24 protein-coding genes are annotated in these 15,881 nt (G+C 62.4%); 10 read left to right on the top strand and 14 right to left on the bottom strand.

What is annotated here, in order from left to right; genetic code table 11:
- Nucleotides 1-43: 43 nt before the first annotated feature.
- Entirely contained in the window at nt 44-244 is a 201-nt protein-coding gene (locus NVV77_RS08070) for a hypothetical protein (RefSeq protein ID WP_295411968.1), read from the top strand.
- Between the two features lie 40 nt (nt 245-284).
- Here NVV77_RS08070 and NVV77_RS08075 read toward each other — a convergent pair whose 3' ends face one another.
- The 4 genes from NVV77_RS08075 to NVV77_RS08090 all read right to left on the bottom strand — a co-directional run bounded on the left by NVV77_RS08075 (nt 285) and on the right by NVV77_RS08090 (nt 3,049).
- On the bottom strand, nt 285-578 hold the full coding sequence (locus NVV77_RS08075) for a DUF1330 domain-containing protein (RefSeq protein ID WP_295411970.1): 294 nt from the start codon (nt 576-578) through the stop codon (nt 285-287).
- A gap of 17 nt (nt 579-595) precedes the next feature.
- Nucleotides 596-2,095 carry an Asp-tRNA(Asn)/Glu-tRNA(Gln) amidotransferase subunit GatB gene (gene gatB / locus NVV77_RS08080; protein WP_295411971.1) on the bottom strand — a complete coding sequence of 500 codons (1,500 nt, stop codon included), beginning with the start codon at nt 2,093-2,095 and terminating at the stop codon, nt 596-598.
- Between the two features lie 89 nt (nt 2,096-2,184).
- Complete coding sequence (locus NVV77_RS08085) at nt 2,185-2,694, bottom strand: GNAT family N-acetyltransferase (protein WP_295411973.1); 510 nt, start codon at nt 2,692-2,694, stop codon at nt 2,185-2,187.
- Between the two features lie 37 nt (nt 2,695-2,731).
- Complete coding sequence (locus NVV77_RS08090; RefSeq protein WP_295411974.1) at nt 2,732-3,049, bottom strand: chorismate mutase; 318 nt, start codon at nt 3,047-3,049, stop codon at nt 2,732-2,734.
- Nucleotides 3,050-3,313: 264 nt separating this feature from the next.
- Between NVV77_RS08090 and NVV77_RS08095 the strand changes: the two genes are divergently transcribed.
- Nucleotides 3,314-3,556: a YjhX family toxin gene (locus NVV77_RS08095; RefSeq protein ID WP_295411976.1), complete on the top strand. Its 243-nt coding sequence runs from the start codon at nt 3,314-3,316 to the stop codon at nt 3,554-3,556.
- Between the two features lie 71 nt (nt 3,557-3,627).
- Here NVV77_RS08095 and NVV77_RS08100 read toward each other — a convergent pair whose 3' ends face one another.
- The 9 genes from NVV77_RS08100 to NVV77_RS08140 all read right to left on the bottom strand — a co-directional run bounded on the left by NVV77_RS08100 (nt 3,628) and on the right by NVV77_RS08140 (nt 8,092).
- The gene (locus NVV77_RS08100; RefSeq protein ID WP_295411978.1) at nt 3,628-3,945 is read right to left on the bottom strand and encodes a hypothetical protein; all 318 of its coding nucleotides are present in this window, start codon (nt 3,943-3,945) and stop codon (nt 3,628-3,630) included.
- A 129-nt stretch (nt 3,946-4,074) separates the two neighbouring features.
- Entirely contained in the window at nt 4,075-5,559 is a 1,485-nt protein-coding gene (gatA, locus tag NVV77_RS08105) for an Asp-tRNA(Asn)/Glu-tRNA(Gln) amidotransferase subunit GatA (protein WP_295411980.1), read from the bottom strand.
- Entirely contained in the window at nt 5,552-6,019 is a 468-nt protein-coding gene (locus NVV77_RS08110) for a hypothetical protein (protein ID WP_295411982.1), read from the bottom strand. The genes gatA and NVV77_RS08110 overlap by 8 nt, the downstream gene beginning before the upstream one ends.
- Nucleotides 6,016-6,498 carry a GNAT family N-acetyltransferase gene (locus tag NVV77_RS08115; RefSeq protein WP_295411984.1) on the bottom strand — a complete coding sequence of 161 codons (483 nt, stop codon included), beginning with the start codon at nt 6,496-6,498 and terminating at the stop codon, nt 6,016-6,018. The genes NVV77_RS08110 and NVV77_RS08115 overlap by 4 nt, the downstream gene beginning before the upstream one ends.
- A 2-nt stretch (nt 6,499-6,500) precedes the next feature.
- Nucleotides 6,501-6,788 carry an Asp-tRNA(Asn)/Glu-tRNA(Gln) amidotransferase subunit GatC gene (gene gatC / locus NVV77_RS08120; RefSeq protein WP_295411986.1) on the bottom strand — a complete coding sequence of 96 codons (288 nt, stop codon included), beginning with the start codon at nt 6,786-6,788 and terminating at the stop codon, nt 6,501-6,503.
- An 87-nt stretch (nt 6,789-6,875) separates the two neighbouring features.
- Complete coding sequence (locus tag NVV77_RS08125) at nt 6,876-7,184, bottom strand: hypothetical protein (protein WP_295411987.1); 309 nt, start codon at nt 7,182-7,184, stop codon at nt 6,876-6,878.
- Nucleotides 7,185-7,188: 4 nt separating this feature from the next.
- Nucleotides 7,189-7,398, bottom strand: coding sequence for a hypothetical protein (locus NVV77_RS08130; RefSeq protein WP_295411990.1), 210 nt, complete (start codon nt 7,396-7,398; stop codon nt 7,189-7,191).
- Between the two features lie 12 nt (nt 7,399-7,410).
- Nucleotides 7,411-7,872, bottom strand: a complete 462-nt coding sequence (locus NVV77_RS08135) for a DUF2442 domain-containing protein (protein ID WP_295411991.1) — start codon at nt 7,870-7,872, stop codon at nt 7,411-7,413.
- Complete coding sequence (locus NVV77_RS08140; protein WP_295411993.1) at nt 7,865-8,092, bottom strand: DUF4160 domain-containing protein; 228 nt, start codon at nt 8,090-8,092, stop codon at nt 7,865-7,867. The genes NVV77_RS08135 and NVV77_RS08140 overlap by 8 nt, the downstream gene beginning before the upstream one ends.
- A gap of 143 nt (nt 8,093-8,235) precedes the next feature.
- Here NVV77_RS08140 and ruvX point away from each other — a divergent pair, with 143 nt between their 5' ends.
- On the top strand, nt 8,236-8,682 hold the full coding sequence (gene ruvX, locus NVV77_RS08145; RefSeq protein WP_295411995.1) for a Holliday junction resolvase RuvX: 447 nt from the start codon (nt 8,236-8,238) through the stop codon (nt 8,680-8,682).
- On the opposite strand, the gene NVV77_RS08150 is transcribed toward ruvX, so the two are convergent.
- On the bottom strand, nt 8,671-9,648 hold the full coding sequence (locus NVV77_RS08150; protein WP_295411996.1) for an AraC family transcriptional regulator: 978 nt from the start codon (nt 9,646-9,648) through the stop codon (nt 8,671-8,673). The two genes, ruvX and NVV77_RS08150, sit on opposite strands and share 12 nt — an antisense overlap.
- Before the next feature lie 81 nt (nt 9,649-9,729).
- Here NVV77_RS08150 and NVV77_RS08155 point away from each other — a divergent pair, with 81 nt between their 5' ends.
- The 7 genes from NVV77_RS08155 (at nt 9,730) to dprA (ending at nt 15,838) form a co-directional block, all read left to right on the top strand.
- Nucleotides 9,730-10,560, top strand: coding sequence for an NAD(P)H-binding protein (locus tag NVV77_RS08155; RefSeq protein WP_295411997.1), 831 nt, complete (start codon nt 9,730-9,732; stop codon nt 10,558-10,560).
- Nucleotides 10,560-10,955: a DUF4345 domain-containing protein gene (locus NVV77_RS08160; protein WP_295412277.1), complete on the top strand. Its 396-nt coding sequence runs from the start codon at nt 10,560-10,562 to the stop codon at nt 10,953-10,955. The genes NVV77_RS08155 and NVV77_RS08160 overlap by 1 nt, the downstream gene beginning before the upstream one ends.
- A gap of 113 nt (nt 10,956-11,068) precedes the next feature.
- Nucleotides 11,069-12,031, top strand: a complete 963-nt coding sequence (locus NVV77_RS08165) for an aspartate carbamoyltransferase catalytic subunit (protein WP_295411998.1) — start codon at nt 11,069-11,071, stop codon at nt 12,029-12,031.
- Nucleotides 12,028-13,320 carry a dihydroorotase gene (gene pyrC, locus NVV77_RS08170; RefSeq protein ID WP_295411999.1) on the top strand — a complete coding sequence of 431 codons (1,293 nt, stop codon included), beginning with the start codon at nt 12,028-12,030 and terminating at the stop codon, nt 13,318-13,320. Before NVV77_RS08165 ends, pyrC begins: the two co-directional genes overlap by 4 nt.
- A gap of 90 nt (nt 13,321-13,410) precedes the next feature.
- Entirely contained in the window at nt 13,411-13,911 is a 501-nt protein-coding gene (locus NVV77_RS08175; RefSeq protein ID WP_295412001.1) for a DUF1993 family protein, read from the top strand.
- A gap of 191 nt (nt 13,912-14,102) precedes the next feature.
- On the top strand, nt 14,103-14,714 hold the full coding sequence (gene plsY / locus NVV77_RS08180) for a glycerol-3-phosphate 1-O-acyltransferase PlsY (RefSeq protein ID WP_295412003.1): 612 nt from the start codon (nt 14,103-14,105) through the stop codon (nt 14,712-14,714).
- 2 nt (nt 14,715-14,716) lie between these two features.
- Nucleotides 14,717-15,838, top strand: coding sequence for a DNA-processing protein DprA (gene dprA, locus NVV77_RS08185; protein WP_295412005.1), 1,122 nt, complete (start codon nt 14,717-14,719; stop codon nt 15,836-15,838).
- Nucleotides 15,839-15,881 lie beyond the last annotated feature (43 nt).

Below are 15,881 nucleotides of genomic sequence, written 5' to 3' on the forward strand. Positions count from 1 at the left end.
GAACTCTCCTTGAGGCCTTACGTTGGCTTCAAGGAGGTGTGCCATGCCCGAACCGAGACCCGATATCGATCCGCGACCGATCCCAGAAATCATACCGCAGCCCGAACCGTCGAACCCGCAGCCAATCAATCCCTACCCGCCGGGACCGGAGGAATTTCCGCCGCCGGACCAGCCGATCGAAAATCCCACCACGCCCGATTTTCCGTCCGATCCGGGGTACGAACCGCGGATGAGCGAGGCATAGCTTTGCGCGCCGGAGCCGGGCCGCGACATCACTGTGAAAATTAGCCTTCGTAGCCTTCCACGACCACGAAATCGACTACGGACGCATTTTCGCGCATAGCAATACCGCCCTGGTATTCGGCGGAATCATAGGCCTTTAGCGCGGCCTCGTAGGTTGGAAATTCCACGACAACGGTGCGCTGCCGCGCCGTGCCCTCGGGAATGGTGTGGCGCCCCCCGCGTACGAGGAAGCGCCCATCGTGCTCGGCCAGAAAGGGGCCGACGAAAGCCTGGTAGATCTTGAACTGTTCGGGATCAGTCACATCGACCCGAACCACCCAATAGCCTTTCGCCATGCCCCCTCCAGAACAGTCTATTCGATGCCGAGCTTCTTCTTCATGAGGTCGTTCAGCGCCTGCGGATTTGCCTTGCCGCCCGAGGCCTTCATGGCCTGGCCGACGAACCAGCCGATCATGGTCGGCTTGGCGAGAACCTTGGCCACCTGATCCGGGTTGGCCGCAATGATTTCGTCGACGATCTTCTCGATCGCGCCGAGATCGGTCACCTGCTTGAGGCCACGACGCTCAACGACCTCAGCCGGATTGCCCTCGGGCTCTTCAGCGATAAGAATCTGCAGCACGTCCTTGCCGCCCTTGGACGAAATCGTACCGCCGGCGATGAGATCAACGAGCCCGGCGATCTGAGCCGGCTGCAAGTGCGTTTCCCACACGGCCAGACCCTGGCTATTGGCATAGGCCGCGACGTCAGCATTGAGGATATTGGCCACGGCCTTGCCGTCGCGCTTGCTGTCACCAAAGGCGACGCAGGCCTCAAAATAGTCCGCCGTTTCGCGATCGAGCGTCAGCACCATGGCGTCATAGGCCGTCACGCCATGGTCAGCGATGAAGCGTGCCTGCTTCTCGTCCGGCAATTCCGGGAGGTGCTTGCCGAGCTCTGCGACAAAGGCATCATCGAATTCGAGCGGCAGCAGATCCGGATCGGGGAAGTAGCGATAGTCGTGCGCTTCTTCCTTGGAACGCATCGAGCGCGTTTCACCCAGCTTGGGATCGAACAGCCGCGTTTCCTGATCGATCGAGCCGCCGTCTTCCAGAATGTCGATCTGGCGACGCGCTTCATACTCGATCGCCTGGCCGGCGAAACGGATGGAATTGACGTTCTTGATTTCGCAGCGCGTGCCGAACTCGCCGCCCGGGCGGCGCACCGACACGTTCACGTCGGCGCGCATGGAGCCCTGCTCCATATTGCCGTCACAGGTGCCGAGATAGCGCAGAATCGTGCGCAGCTTGCCCAGATACGCCTTGGCTTCTTCCGACGAGCGTAGATCAGGCTTCGACACGATTTCCATCAGCGCCACACCGGACCGGTTGAGGTCCACAAAGCTCATGTTCGGATGCTGGTCGTGGATCGACTTGCCGGCGTCCTGCTCGAGGTGCAGGCGCTCGATACCGATCTCGATCTGCTCGCCATCGACGTCGAGCAAAACCTTGCCCTCACCAACGATCGGGTCCTTGAACTGGGAAATCTGGTAGCCCTGCGGCAAATCCGGATAGAAATAGTTCTTCCGGTCGAACACCGAGCGCTTGTTGATCTTGGCCTTCAAGCCAAGGCCAGTGCGCACTGCCTGGCGCACGCATTCCTCGTTGATCGTCGGCAGCATGCCGGGCATGGCCGCGTCCACAAAGCTCACATTGGCATTGGGCGGATTGCCGAAGGCCGTCGAAGAGCCGGAGAACAGCTTGCTCTCACTCGTGACTTGCGCGTGCACTTCCATGCCGATGATCACTTCCCAATCCCCGGTCGAACCGGAAATCAGGCGCTTCTTGTCAGGGGTGCGGGTGTCGACGAGGGTCAATTCAATGTCCTGAAAGGCGAGGCAAATCTAGGTAAGTGCTTACTTATGTTGGCGCGGCGATGCAACCGAATAGCCCGGCTTCGGGGCCCTCAATCCTCGTCGATTTCGCCCTCATAGGGCCGAAGCTGCTTTTCGAGGTGCACGCTCGTGAACGGATCATGCCCGCCACGCGGCTCTCCGCGTAGCGCCAGGATGTGATAGCCCTGCCGCTCATAAAACCGCACGGCCCGCACATTGTCGGCGGGCGTTTCGAGATGCACCTTGCTGGCACCCTGCAGCTCGAGGATCGTTTCCATGCGGCCGAGCAGGCTCGCGCCAATCCCATGGCCCTGCATGTCGGGCATCACGAAGAGATAGGGGATATAGCTCCGCCGCGCCGAGCGGGAACACCAGCCAACCACGATACCATCGATGGTGGCGACAATGGTGTTCTGCCAGTTCATGGCGGACGCCTGCGAAAGCCGCGCCCGTTCGTTTTCGCGCTGCCCGGGCTGTTCATCGAGCAATGGACGAATACCGGTGTCCCAGGCGGCGAAGGCAATGTCGGCCATGCGTGGGGCGTCGGATATTTCGGCCTTCCGAATTTCGATCACCGCCACGCCCAGCTCCCGTTACGCTTCAGTTGCGCCCGATATCTCACCGCGCCCGGCGACGAGCGGCGATGATGCCCTTTTCGTAGTTTACGTTCCAGTCGATCAGGGTCCGCCACAAGAGTTCGGCCTGGTCTTCGTCCAGTTCAAGATCGCCACTGCGCGTGCGAACCTTGGAAATGACCGCTTCGATACGCGCGGGATCATAGGCCTCGTGCGGATCGGTTTTGATCTCGGCCATTCTTGTCACATAGCGGTGACGCTCGGCAAGCAGGGTCAACAGGGCTTGGTCGATACGGTCGATCTCGGCCCGCACATCATCCTTGCTTTCACATTCGGCGGGCAGTTTGGCGGCAGCGGTCACGGTCTATCCTCAAGTCATGCGTCTGTTGCTGGTTTGCACCGCCATGGCCACGATTTCAACCGCTGCTTTCGGAGATTCTGGACGCAATGGCAGAGCGGCGGTAGACGATACGCCATGTCTAGCCAGTCTGAGATTGCATAAGACCCCGTCCAATCGCGACGGGGCAGAATGAACCACCCGGCCCCCTGTGCGTGATGCCAGCGGCCGGGCCCGTTTGTTCGCGACCGTGCTTATGGCACGCCGCTCCTAGACACCTCAAAGACAATGAACATTTCTCGACTCGAACGCCGCGTGCTCGGCGTTTTGGCGCTTGGCGGCCGCATCTGTCTCATTCGCGATGATGACGGCAGGACGACAGATATTGAATGCTACACCCGCGAAGGATGGGTGATGACGGACTGCACCTTGGACATGTTCAAAAGCATGCGGTCCAAGAAAGTCATCTCGTCCACGCGCGGAGGTCCATATCGCATTACGAGGCAAGGCCTCGAAATGCTGCGCGTCTGATCGGGCATTATTGTGAAAAGAAAAGGCCGCAGGACAGACTGTCCTGCGGCCCAAATTTCGCTGGGAGCGCTCTAGTGCTTGGTCACTTCGCTCAGCGCCGCGGCGATGTGTTCCCATTCCGCGCTGACGCTCGCTGTCGCCCGGCGCTTGCCGGCGCGGCGATACCAATAGTCGGCATTGCCCATATCGGCCTCGATCCAGTGCATCAGTGCGTGCACCCAGTCGAAAGCCTGCACGCCTTCCATCGCCTGAACGATATTGTGCGCCTTTTCCCATTCGGGCCCGACGCGCAGCTCACCCTTCTTCAGCCACCATAGTGCCTGCAGGGGCATGCCCATATCCTTGGGCGGCTCCGACCAGTCGATCGTCGTGAAAATATCAATGGCCATCGGCGAAATTCCTGTCGGCCCGGACGCTGCCACAGGGCGCGTCACAACCAGTTTCAACTTGTGCATGGCGCGCAAATAGTGCGGAACTGCGGCGCAATCAAGCGCCGCCGTCTCCGAACGTCTTGTCGCTTACCACCAGCGGGTGGGCGAAAAGTCGGTGCCGGTGCTCTTTTCGATCACGCGGGCGGCCGCAAACAGCGTCTCTTCGTCGAACGGCTTGCCGATCAGCTGCAGGCCCAGTGGCAGGCCCTTACCGTCCTTGCCGGCCGGAACGGCGATGCCCGGCAGGCCCGCCATGTTCACGGTCACGGTGAAGACGTCATTGAGATACATGGCCACGGGATCTGCCGCCAAAGCCTCGTCGCCAATGGCAAATGCCGCCGACGGCGTTGCCGGGGTCAGCACCGCGTCGACGCCTGCATTGAAGGCATCTTCGAAGTCTTTCTTGATGAGCGTGCGGACCTTCTGTGCCTTGACGTAATAGGCGTCAAAATAGCCGGCCGAGAGCACATAGGTGCCGATCATGATGCGGCGCTTCACTTCGCGGCCGAAGCCGGCAGCGCGGGTGAGTTCGTAGAGGTCGGTGATGTCTTTGCCCGAAACGCGCAGGCCATACTTCACGCCGTCATAGCGCGCGAGGTTGGACGAGGCTTCGGCCGGGGCCACGATATAGTAGGCCGGCAGAGCATACTTGGTGTGCGGCAGCGAAATATCCTTCACCGTCGCGCCTTCGGCCTTGAGCCATTCGAGACCCTGGTTCCACAACGCCTCGATCTCGGACGGCATGCCATCCATGCGATATTCGCGCGGCACGCCAATGGTGAGGCCCTTTACACCGCGCTCGACGGCAGCGGCAAAATCAGGAACCGCGAGATCGACACTGGTCAGATCCTTGACGTCAAAACCCGACATGGACTGCAGCATCAGCGCGGCATCTTCCACGGTACGGGCAATCGGACCAGCCTGATCGAGCGAAGAGGCGAAAGCCACCGTGCCCCAGCGCGAGCAACGGCCATAGGTCGGCTTGATGCCCACGGTGCCGGTGAACGCCGCCGGCTGGCGGATCGAACCACCGGTATCGGTCGCGGTCGCGCCGGCGCAGAGCCATGCGGCCACAGCCGAAGCCGAACCACCCGAAGAGCCGCCCGGCACGAGATTGGCATTGCTGCCTTCGGCACGGAACGGGTTGATCACCGAGCCGTAGTAGCTGGTCTCGTTGGACGAACCCATGGCGAATTCGTCCATGTTCAGCTTGCCCAGCATCACGGCGCCATCGCGCCAGAGATTGGCTGTCACGGTCGATTCGTATTCGGGCTTGAACCCATCGAGAATGTGGCTCGCAGCCTGGGTATGCACGCCCTTGGTCGCAAAAAGATCTTTTACGCCCAGCGGAATGCCTTCCAGCAAGCCAGCCTCGCCCTTGGCCAGTTTCGCGTCGCTCGCCTTGGCCATGTCGCGCGCCTGGTCCGGCGTCGTCGCTACATAGGCATTGAGCTTGTCATTGGCAGCGTCGATGGCACCGATATAGGCCTCGGTCAGCTCCAGAGCGGAAAAGCTCTTGTCCTTGAGGCCCTTGCGGGCATCGGCGAGGCTCAGCTTGGTCAGTTCAGTCAACGGTAATCTCGCTCAGATTGTCGCAGCGCGTATAAATGGTTGTGCCCGTGGGCACTATGGCGTCGGCCGATTCCGCTTCTTCGGGCTCAAAGTTCATCGCCCACATGATATCTGCGGAGGACGCCACCTGTATCTCGGTTTCCGAATACGGCGTCACGGCCAGGATGTCAGGATAAATTTCGCCCGGAAGCTCGCAGATTGCATCAATGAACAGATGCGTCGAGCCCTTCCGGCTTTTGACGTCGAAGAAGTTGCAATGAAACTCCATCGACTGGATACCCTTGGAAAAATCGAGGGCCAGGAAGTCGAGGTCCATGAAAGCGTCGATGCCCTTGTCCTCGATCACGCCGCACGCCTTGGCGTCGCTGACATAGATCTTGGTCTGGTCGATGCTGAGGTCCTCCTGCGCGAAGGCAGGCGCCGTCAGGGCGAACAGGGAAACAAGGGCAAGACGGATCATGCGGCTTTCTCCTCGTCGAGTCGCAGCTCGAAGAAGGCCGACCACTCGCTATCGGGATAGTCGAGGAACGGCCCACGCGCCACGAATCCGTAACGTTCATAGAGCCGATGCGCCTCGAGCATGCCGTCGCCAGTGCCGGTTTCCAGCATCACGACCGGCATGCCCCGCTCGCGCGCCAGCTCGACGATCCGCTCCAGCAGCTGCCGGCCGACGCGCTGCCCGCGCACTTCCGGCACGGTGTACATGCGCTTGACTTCACCCAGCTCCGGCCCGTGCGCCTTGAGCGCGCCCATGCCCACCGCAGCGCCGGTCTCGTCCCGCGCCACGAACAGCGTCGTGTCGCTATCGGCCATCTGCTCCACAGTCATCTTGAACTGGAATTCCAGCGGCGACAGCGGCAGCAAATGGTCGTTGAGACGGTCGACGAGCCCGCGCACGTCGTCCTGAAGCGGGGTTTCAATGGCGATCGAGATCGCCATTTTTACTCCACCACCTTGGGCACCATGAAGAAATTGTCTTCGGTCAATGGAGCGTTCTTGACGATTCTCTCGGGATAGCCGCCGTCGGTCACAACGTCATCGCGGCGGCGCAGCTGCATCGGGGTCACGGATGTCATCGGCTCAACGCCATCGACATTCACTTCACCGAGCTGTTCGACGAAGCCCAGAATGGCATTGAGTTCATTCTGATAGCCGGCAACTTCCTCCTCCTCGATACGGATACGGGCAAGGCGCCCGATGCGCTTGACGGTGGTGGCGTCGACAGACATGGCAAACTCCAGCGAATAAGGCCTTCTTTGCCGCTTCATTAGCAATGCAGGCACCCAAAAGACAATGAAAATGCCTTATGGCAGGGATCAGACTTCCACAGCCATTCCACGCTCAAGTGCAATGAGCCCCGTCCCATCGAGCCGATCCCGCAGCGCATCAAAGGCCGCATCCACCTCCGACTCGGCCCCGGCCAGCGCAACCAGCCGGGGCGCAGACCGCTCCAGCAGCTTCCCGCCGCGCTCCGCCAAACCCTCGCCAATAAGCACAACCACCGCCTGCCCCAACCAGCGCCCGACCGCCGCAAACTCCTCCCGCGCCAGCACCAATGGCGCCTCCCCATCGGCATCGACCACCAGCACGCCCTGCCCCAGCCCAACCACCTCCGGCTTCCGCATGGCCTCATCCACCTCCAGCATCCGCAATGGCGCCCGCGGCTTCCAATCCCCCCTTCGTGCCACCCACCGCCCCGGCAAACGCCACGACGAGATCAGCCCCACTCACCAGCTCCGCCCGATCCACCCCCGGCAAAGCCCCCTCACCCTCGACAACCACAATCGCCCCCGCCGCATGAATGCGAAACGTATCGTCTCCGAACCAGGTGAGTTTCATAGATTCTGATCGCTATCCGCTGTGTCGTTGCCGCTCCATCAAGTGGCGCGTTGCCAAAGCTACCGTACGAGGAATTGGCCTATTCTTTCGATAGTCAGCAACAAGCCTGCGGGCAATGCCCAAGCGTACCGCCATGCCGTCTAGGCTCATGTGGAGGCTTTCCATCGCGGATCGGAACTCGTCGTTTGTTAGCTCCGCAGGCTCGGCAAGCTCGTATAGCCATGTCGCAGCCAGCTCACTGCCATCGGACCAGACTACCGCATCGCCATATTCATCCCTGGCCGCCGTACGGAACAACTCGTCATTGGATCGTAATTCGACAAACAGACGATGGCTGAGCAAGGCGGGCGCCACGTCGATGTCGTGCGTCTCGCCTGACTGCCATGTGACTCGCAGTCGGCGTCCCTCGAGAACCTCAACATGTTCAATGCGAGGTAATGGTGTACCTGTGCCTACCACGTCATTGCTAACCATTGAGTTCATTCCAAAGAGCCCACAGTTCTGTGATATGTTCTATCGCCCAGGCCTTGCCCACCTCGTATGTCTGCCTAGGTAATTCCCCTGATACGATCTCAAGCGTCTCCAGAGAGATTATCGCGGCAAAATCCGGAGTACCGATATGAAAGTGGGGCGGGTTGTGGTCATTGGCGTACATGGTGATCTTCGCATTGCCGAAACGATAGATCGTTGGCATTCTCTGCCCCCAAAATAGTGCACCTCACGCACTACGACAATATCCTATTCGGAAATCTATGTATGTCCGCACAACTACTTACGTATTCTTCGATCCATTTGTTCTCTTAATGTTTTCTTTTTGTTCTGTCAAATGGAGTAAAGATGTCTGATGAATTGGCTGCCATTCCCCCGACCGGAAAGATCCTCGGCCTCGACCTCGGCACCAAAACTATCGGTGTCGCGGTGTCAGACGGCATGCGGTATTCGGCGAGCCCCCTCGAAACCATCAAGCGCACAAAGTTTACCCAGGACGCGGAGCGCATCATCCAGCTCGTCGCCGAGAACAACGCCGTGGCCCTCATCCTCGGCCTGCCGCTCAATATGGACGGCACCGAGGGCCCGCGCGTCCAATCCACCCGCGCCTTTGCCCGCAATCTCGCGCAAAAACTCGACCTGCCGATCGCCTTCTGGGACGAGCGCCTCTCCACCTCCGCCGTGACCCGCATGATGATTGAAGCAGATCTCCGCCGCGACCGCCGCGCCGAAGTCGTCGACAAGCTCGCCGCCAGCTACATCCTGCAGGGCGCGCTCGACCGCCTACGCCGCTAGACGGCGCACTGCCACCGGCGCCTCGCCAAAAAGCTTTCGAAACGCCCGCGAAAACGCTGCCTCCGACTGGTAACCGCTCGCTTTCGCAATCCGCGATACCGACTCGCCCGTATCGACGAGTTTCAGCCGCGCCAAATGCAGCCGCCATTGCGCGAGATAGGTCATCGCCGGCTGCCCCACGAGGTCGGTAAATCGCGCCGCAAAGCCCGAGCGCGACATGCCTGCCTCCCGTGCCAGACCGGCCAGCGACCAATCCGCCTCCGGCCGCCGATGGATCAGCGCCAGCGCGCGTCCAATTTGCGGATCGCGCAGCGCCGCCAGCCAGCCCTGCCGCGCTTCGGGCGCCGTATCGAGCCATTCGCGAACGGCCTGGATCACCAGAATATCCGCCAACCGCGTCATTACCGTTTCCCCGCCGGGCCGCAGCGACGTCGCCTCGCGCGCAATCAGCCCCAGCGTACTCTGTACCCAGGCATCCAGCGCCTCGTCCCACGCATGGATGAGAATTTTTCGCGGCAAGAGATCCAGCAGCCGTTTCCCCGCCACGTGGTCAAACTGCACCACGCCCGCCATGGCCCGCACCAGCTCGCCACCGCCACCCAGCGTCATGATCTCATAGCGTTCGCTGATCTTTTCGACCGGCAGATCGAACAACGGCACGCTCGCCACACCCGATCCGCTCAGCAGCCGAAATTCCTGCCCATGCGGCAACACCAGCATGCTCCCCGCCTTGAGCACGATTTCCTCGCCATCTACCTCGGCCACGCCCTGTCCCTCAGTGACGATGACGAACATCATCGACTCGATGAGCCGCGGCATGTCGATGCCCCAGGGCGCCGTCATGGTCGCCCGGCAATAAAGCGTCCCGGTGAGGCGCAGCATGTGCAGCACCTCGCCCAGCGGATCGGAAAGCGGCACAGGCTGAAAGCAATCCATGGCAAGACCATCGGTTTGGACGATCTGCAAAATATCGCGGACTTCACGTGATTGATAGTCCCATCCACCGCCCCAAAATCTCCCCTGTCATCAAGAGGAGACTTTTTCATCATGACAACCGACAACCCCGTTCTCGTCATCGGCGCCACCGGCAAGACCGGCGCTCGCGTCGCTGCCCGCCTCGCCGCCGCGGGCCATCCCCACCGCGCCGTCTCGCGCCGCTCCGAACCCGAATTCGATTGGGAAAAGCCAGAAACCTGGGCGCCAGCCCTTGAGGGCATGAAGAGCGCCTACATCACCTATGTGCCCGATCTCGCCGCCCCCGAAGCCCAGGAAAACATCCGCCGCTTCGCCGAACTGGCAAAATCCGCTGGCCTCAAAAAACTGGTCCTCCTTTCCGGCCGCGGCGAACACGGCGCCGAACTCTCGGAGGAAAATATCCGCAAAAGCGGCCTCGATTTCACCATCGTCCGTGCCAGCTGGTTCAACCAGAATTTTGACGAAGGCTTTTTCCACTCGTCCATCCTCAATGGTGTCGTCGCCCTGCCCGCCGGCAGCCGCGTTGAACCCTTCATCGACGTGGACGACATCGCCGACGTCGCCGTGGCCGCGCTCCTCGAAGACAAGCACAATGGCGAAACCTACGAAGTCACCGGCCCCCGCCTTCTTACTTTTGCCGACGCCGCCGCCGAGATCGCCGCGGCCAGCGGCCTGCCCGTCAGCTACGTCCCCATCGACGGCCCCACCTTCCACGCCGCCCTGCTCCCCGCCGTCGGCCCCGGAATCGCCGATCTCATGACCAATCTCTGCGCTGAAGTCTTTGATGGCCGCAACGAGCGCCTCAGCGATGGCGTGCAGCGCGCCCTCGGCCGCCCCCCGCGCGATTTCTCCGACTATGTGAAAGCCGCAGCCGCCCGCGGCGCCTGGCGCAAGGCCGCGTGATGGTCCGCCTCACGCAAGCCTATCTCGCCCTCGCCGCCCTCACGGCGCTGTTCGTCGGCCTCGGCATGCTCACCATGCCGACGGCCTTCTACGGCAGCTATGGCATCGACCCGACGCTATCCCCGAGCCTCGCCAGCGAACTCCGCTCCCCCGGCGTCCTGCTGACCACCATCGGCCTCTTCTTCGGCTATGGCATCATCTCGCCCCAATGGCGCAATTTCGCCCTCTGGACCGCCGCCGTCTTCTACCTCGGCTACGCCACCGCCCGCACGCTATCGCTGGCCCTCGACGGCATCCCCTCCAGCGGCCTCCTCGCCGCCGGCGCGTTCGAACTCGCCCTCGGCCTCGCCGCGGTGGTTCTCCTCATCATCCAGCGCCGCACCATCACTGCCTAAAAATCCCGGCGCCGACCACCGGCCGGCGCCCCAACATCCGTTGAAAACCCAATCATGGGTTGAACGTGTCGCCCCCCTCGGATAGACCGCAGCAAATCTGAAGGGATCCGAGCATGGCCGACACGCCCGCCAGCACCTCCGGCGACTTCCCCCCGTTCCGCCAACGACACCTCATTTCAATTGCTGATCTCAAACAGCACGAAATAATTGACCTGCTGGATCGCGCCGAGCGCATGGTCCCGGTCAGCCGGCAGGAGCGCAAATCGCTCCCCACCTTGTCCGGCAAAACCCAGATTAATTTGTTCTTCGAGCCGTCCACCCGGACGCAATCGTCCTTCGAGATCGCGGGCAAACGCCTCGGCGCCCTCGTGGTCAACATGTCGGTGAAGACAAGCTCGGTCTCCAAGGGCGAAACCCTCGTTGACACCGCCGCAACGCTCAACGCCATGCGCCCCGACGTGCTGGTGGTCCGCCATGGCGCTGCCGGCGCGGTGGAACTGCTCAGCCAGAAAGTCGGCTGCTCCGTCATCAATGCCGGCGACGGCGCCCATGAGCACCCGACCCAGGCCCTCCTCGACGCCCTGACCATCCGCCGTCACAAGGGCCGCATCTCCGGCCTCACCGTGGCCATCTGCGGCGACATCGCCAATTCCCGCGTTGCCCGCTCCAATCTGCTGCTGCTCGGCGCGCTCCATGTCCGCACCCGCGTCATCGCCCCGCGCAACCTGCTGCCGCCCGGCATCGAACACCTCGCCACCGAAGTTTTCACCGACATGGAAGAAGGCCTCAAAGGCGTCGACGTGGTGATGATGCTGCGCCTGCAGCACGAGCGCGCCAGCGGCAAGATGATCCCCTCGGTCCGCGAATATTACCGCTTCTACGGCCTCGATGCCGAAAAGCTCGCCTTCGCCAATCCCGATGCCATCGTCATGCATCCCGGCCCCATGAACCGCGGCGTCGAGATCGATCCGGCCATTGCCGATGGCGCACGCTCGGTCATCACCGATCAGGTCGAAATGGGCGTTGCCGTCCGCATGGCCGTCCTCGACGCTCTGCTCTCGGGAGATCAGGCATGACAAAACCCCTGCTCATTGAAAATGCCCGCATCGTCGATCCCGCCTCGGGCACCGACCAGCGCGGCGCCGTGCTCATCGAAAACGGCCGCATTGCCGATCTCGCCCTTGATGGTCCCGTCGGCGTCCCCGATGGCGCCGAGGTCATCAATGCCAACGGCCTCGTCCTCGCCCCCGGCCTCATCGACATGCGCGTTTTCACCGGCGAACCCGGCTGGGAATATCGCGAAACCCTCGCCTCAGCCGGCGAAGCCGCCGCCGCCGGTGGCGTCACGTCCTTCGTCATGATGCCCGACACCATGCCGGCTGTGGACGACGGCGCCGTTGTGGACTTCCTCGTCCGCCGCGCCAAGGCGACCTCCAAAGTCAACATCCTCCCCGCCGCTGGCATCACCAAAGGCCTTGCCGGCAAAGACCTCACCGAATTCGGCCTCATGCGCGAGGCCGGCGCCGTCTGCCTCTCCGATGGCCGCAATTCCATCCAGTCCACGGCGCTGCTGCGCACCGCCATGTCCTACGCCGCCAATTTCGACATGACGATCGTCCACCACACGGTCGACACCAGCCTTGCCGGCGAAGGCGTCATGAACGATGGCCTCTTCGCCACGGTGCTCGGTCTGAAGGGCATCGCCCGCGAAGCCGAAACCATTCCCCTGTCCCGCGACCTACAACTGGCGGCCCTCACCGGCGTCCGCTACCACGCCGCGCAAATCTCCACCGCAGGCTCGGTTGAGATCGTCCAGGCCGCCAAATCGCGTAACCCGCGCATTACCGCCGGCATCTCGATCAACAACCTTTGCCTCAACGAAAACGACATCGGCCGCTACCGGACCTACTTCAAGCTCGGCACCCCGCTCCGCTCTGAAGACGACCGCCGCGCCGTCATCGATGGTCTGCGCTCGGGCGTGATCGATACGATCCATTCCGATCACGACCCGCAGGATAGCGAAGTCAAGCGCCAGCCCTTTGCCGAAGCCTCAAACGGCGCCATCGGCCTTGAAACCCTGCTCGCCGCCGCGCTCCGCCTCGTCCATTCCGACGACGTCCCGCTGCTGACTGTCCTCAAGGCAATGACCAGCCGCCCGGCGGAAATCCTCGGCCTCGAAGCCGGCCGCGTCGCCAAGGGCGCCCCGGCAGACCTGATCCTCGTCGATCTCGACTATCCCTGGCAGGTCAACGAGAACGAGCTTCGTTCGCGCTCGCGCAATACGAGCTTTGAGAATGCCCGCCTCGCCGGAAAGGTCATGCGGACCATCGTCGGCGGCGAGACGGTATTTTTGCATAAGGACTAGCGGCCGCCCTTCCGGGGCGCACATGAAGACCCTATCTTCCGGCACGGGCGGCATTGAGCTTCCCGTGCTTTTCTTTTCATGGTGTTCCCAATGACGCTGTCCATGTATTCGGCCTCGGTGCCGGTCTTTTCGCGCATGCTCAAGAATCTGCTGGCCATTTTCGAAAAGGCCGAAGCCTTTGCGGCAGCCGAAGGCGTAGACCTGCAGACCTATGTCGAAACCCGCCTCGCCGCCGACATGCACCCGCTGCGCAGCCAGGTGCAGATCGCGACCGACGGCGCCAAGGGCGTCACCTCGCGCCTCGCCGGCAAGCCGATCCCGAGCTGGGCCGATGATGAAGTCACCTGGGCCGACCTCAAGGCGCGCCTGCAAAAGGGCATCGACTATCTTGCGACCTTCACGCCCGAGGATTTTGCGGGCTCGGACGAGCGCGATGTCACCATCAAAATCGGTGGCCAGGACGTTGAGATCGCCGGAGACACCTACCTCCTCAACCGCGGCCTGCCGAACTTCTTCTTCCACATCACCACCGCCTACGACATCCTCCGCCACAAGGGCGTCCCGATCGGCAAGCGGGATTATCTCGGCTGATCTGCCAAACGCCCCCACACTCTCGGTGTCATTCCCGCGAAAGCGGGAATCCCTGTTTTGAGAACCAACGGAGATCCCCGCTTTCGCGGGGATGACACCGCGCTGGGGTAGACTTTCCTCAACTCCCCATCATCGGGCTCTTGCCCCATCCCCGCCCCGGCGCTACTCCTTCCGGTAATAAGGGAGAAACCATGCCGATCGATATCCTGCCGCTCATTCTGGCGCTCGTCCTCGGCTATCTCGCCGGTTCCATTCCCTTCGGCTTGATCCTCACCCAGGCAGCCGGCCTCGGCGATATCCGCAAAATCGGTTCGGGCAATATCGGCGCCACCAATGTGCTGCGCACCGGCAACCGACCCGTTGCCGCCGCCACCTTGGTTCTCGACGCCCTCAAGGCCGCCATCCCCGTTCTCGTCGCCCGCTATTTCTGGGGCGAAGACGCTGCCATGCTTGCCGCGGTCGGCGCCTTCTTGGGCCATTGCTTCCCCGTCTGGCTCGGCTTCAAGGGCGGCAAGGGCGTTGCCGTCATGATCGGCTCGCTCCTCTCGCTCGCCTGGCCCGTAGGCCTCATCTTCTGCGCCGTGTGGCTCCTGATCGCCTACACAAGGAAGATTTCCTCGCTCGCCGCGCTCACTGCCGCCGCCACCGCGCCGATCTTCGCCTATGTCGTCGTTGGCAGCACCTACCTCACCCTCACCGTTCTCGGCCTCGCTCTCCTGCTCTTCTTCCAGCACCGCGAAAATATCGGCCGGCTCATGAACGGCACCGAGTCGACCATCGGCGGCGACAAGAAAGCCAGCTGACCATGCGGGCCCGCGTGATGCCCATGCTCACGCCGGCCCAACGCACTGCCTGGCTGCGGCTTGTGCGCAGCGACAATGTCGGCCCCGTCACCTTCCGCCAGTTGGTCAACCGCTTCGGTTCGGTAGAAGCCTCCCTCGACGCCCTGCCCGCCCTGATGCGTAGCGCCGGCCGCCCGTTCCGCATCACCTCGCAGGCCCAGGCCGAAGACGAAATCGCCGCACTCGACCGCCTCAATGCCCGCGTCGTCGCCATGGGCGAAGCCGATTATCCCGAGCACCTGACCCATATCCCTGCCGCCCCGCCGCTCCTGACTATCGCTGGCGGCCAAAACCTCGACTGGCACCGCACCGTCGCCATTGTCGGCGCTCGCAATGCCTCGGCCGCCGGCGCCAAGATGACGCGGCTCCTCACCACCGATCTCGGCGAAGCCGGCTATGTCGTCGTCTCCGGCCTCGCCCGCGGCATCGACACCGCCGCCCACCGCGCCAGCCTCACGACCGGCACCATTGCCGTCCTCGCCGGCGGCCTCGATTGCATCTATCCCGACGAGAACATTCCGCTCGCCAGTGAAATCCTGGGTTATGGCGGCGCCCTCGTCACCGAAATGCCGCTCGGCTGGGAACCCCGCGCCCGCGACTTCCCAAGACGTAACCGCATCGTATCCGGTCTATCCCTCGGCACCGTCGTCGTCGAAGCCGCCAAGCGCTCCGGCTCCCTCATCACCGCCCGCCTGGCCCTAGAACAAAACCGCGACGTCTTCGCCGTCCCCGGCTCCCCACTCGATCCACGCGCCGAAGGCGGCAATGCCCTCATTCAGCAGGGCGCCAAGCTCATCACCTCTGCCGCCGACATCATCGAATCCCTGTCCGCGGCCGATCCCTCGCGCACCCTGCTCTTCGAAGCCGAGTGGCAACCGGACATCGGCCCCGTCGACGCCCCTCCTGGCGCTGACGACCGTTCCCGTCTCCTGAGCGCTCTCTCGACGACGCCTACCGATATCGAAGAACTGCTCGCCCAGACCGAGATATCGCCTCAGGCCATGCAGATCCTGCTCCTCGAATTCGATCTCGCCGGGCAGATCGAGTGGTCGTCCGGACAGCTTGTCGCACTGCGCGGCGCGTGAACAAAATCAGTCCCCGTTGACACCGCCCCCTCGCTTCACCATG

This window comes from Devosia sp., from assembly GCF_024707125.1.
Taxonomy (GTDB): domain Bacteria; phylum Pseudomonadota; class Alphaproteobacteria; order Rhizobiales; family Devosiaceae; genus Devosia.

Bases quoted from the DNA above. Each gene is read 5' to 3' on its own strand.
- NVV77_RS08160 (WP_295412277.1), top strand. From the start codon at position 10,560: ATGGTCCGCCTCACGCAAGCCTATCTCGCCCTCGCCGCCCTCACGGCG.
- NVV77_RS08140 (WP_295411993.1), bottom strand. From the start codon at position 8,092: ATGCCAACGATCTATCGTTTCGGCAATGCGAAGATCACCATGTACGCC.
- NVV77_RS08165 (WP_295411998.1), top strand. From the start codon at position 11,069: ATGGCCGACACGCCCGCCAGCACCTCCGGCGACTTCCCCCCGTTCCGC.
- NVV77_RS08070 (WP_295411968.1), top strand. From the start codon at position 44: ATGCCCGAACCGAGACCCGATATCGATCCGCGACCGATCCCAGAAATC.
- NVV77_RS08095 (WP_295411976.1), top strand. From the start codon at position 3,314: ATGAACATTTCTCGACTCGAACGCCGCGTGCTCGGCGTTTTGGCGCTT.
- NVV77_RS08115 (WP_295411984.1), bottom strand. From the start codon at position 6,498: ATGGCGATCTCGATCGCCATTGAAACCCCGCTTCAGGACGACGTGCGC.
- NVV77_RS08110 (WP_295411982.1), bottom strand. From the start codon at position 6,019: ATGATCCGTCTTGCCCTTGTTTCCCTGTTCGCCCTGACGGCGCCTGCC.
- NVV77_RS08135 (WP_295411991.1), bottom strand. From the start codon at position 7,872: ATGGTTAGCAATGACGTGGTAGGCACAGGTACACCATTACCTCGCATT.
- NVV77_RS08175 (WP_295412001.1), top strand. From the start codon at position 13,411: ATGACGCTGTCCATGTATTCGGCCTCGGTGCCGGTCTTTTCGCGCATG.
- NVV77_RS08155 (WP_295411997.1), top strand. From the start codon at position 9,730: ATGACAACCGACAACCCCGTTCTCGTCATCGGCGCCACCGGCAAGACC.
- dprA (WP_295412005.1), top strand. From the start codon at position 14,717: ATGCGGGCCCGCGTGATGCCCATGCTCACGCCGGCCCAACGCACTGCC.
- pyrC (WP_295411999.1), top strand. From the start codon at position 12,028: ATGACAAAACCCCTGCTCATTGAAAATGCCCGCATCGTCGATCCCGCC.
- NVV77_RS08075 (WP_295411970.1), bottom strand. From the start codon at position 578: ATGGCGAAAGGCTATTGGGTGGTTCGGGTCGATGTGACTGATCCCGAA.
- gatC (WP_295411986.1), bottom strand. From the start codon at position 6,788: ATGTCTGTCGACGCCACCACCGTCAAGCGCATCGGGCGCCTTGCCCGT.
- NVV77_RS08125 (WP_295411987.1), bottom strand. From the start codon at position 7,184: ATGCGGAAGCCGGAGGTGGTTGGGCTGGGGCAGGGCGTGCTGGTGGTC.
- NVV77_RS08130 (WP_295411990.1), bottom strand. From the start codon at position 7,398: ATGAAACTCACCTGGTTCGGAGACGATACGTTTCGCATTCATGCGGCG.
- ruvX (WP_295411995.1), top strand. From the start codon at position 8,236: ATGTCTGATGAATTGGCTGCCATTCCCCCGACCGGAAAGATCCTCGGC.
- plsY (WP_295412003.1), top strand. From the start codon at position 14,103: ATGCCGATCGATATCCTGCCGCTCATTCTGGCGCTCGTCCTCGGCTAT.
- NVV77_RS08100 (WP_295411978.1), bottom strand. From the start codon at position 3,945: ATGGCCATTGATATTTTCACGACGATCGACTGGTCGGAGCCGCCCAAG.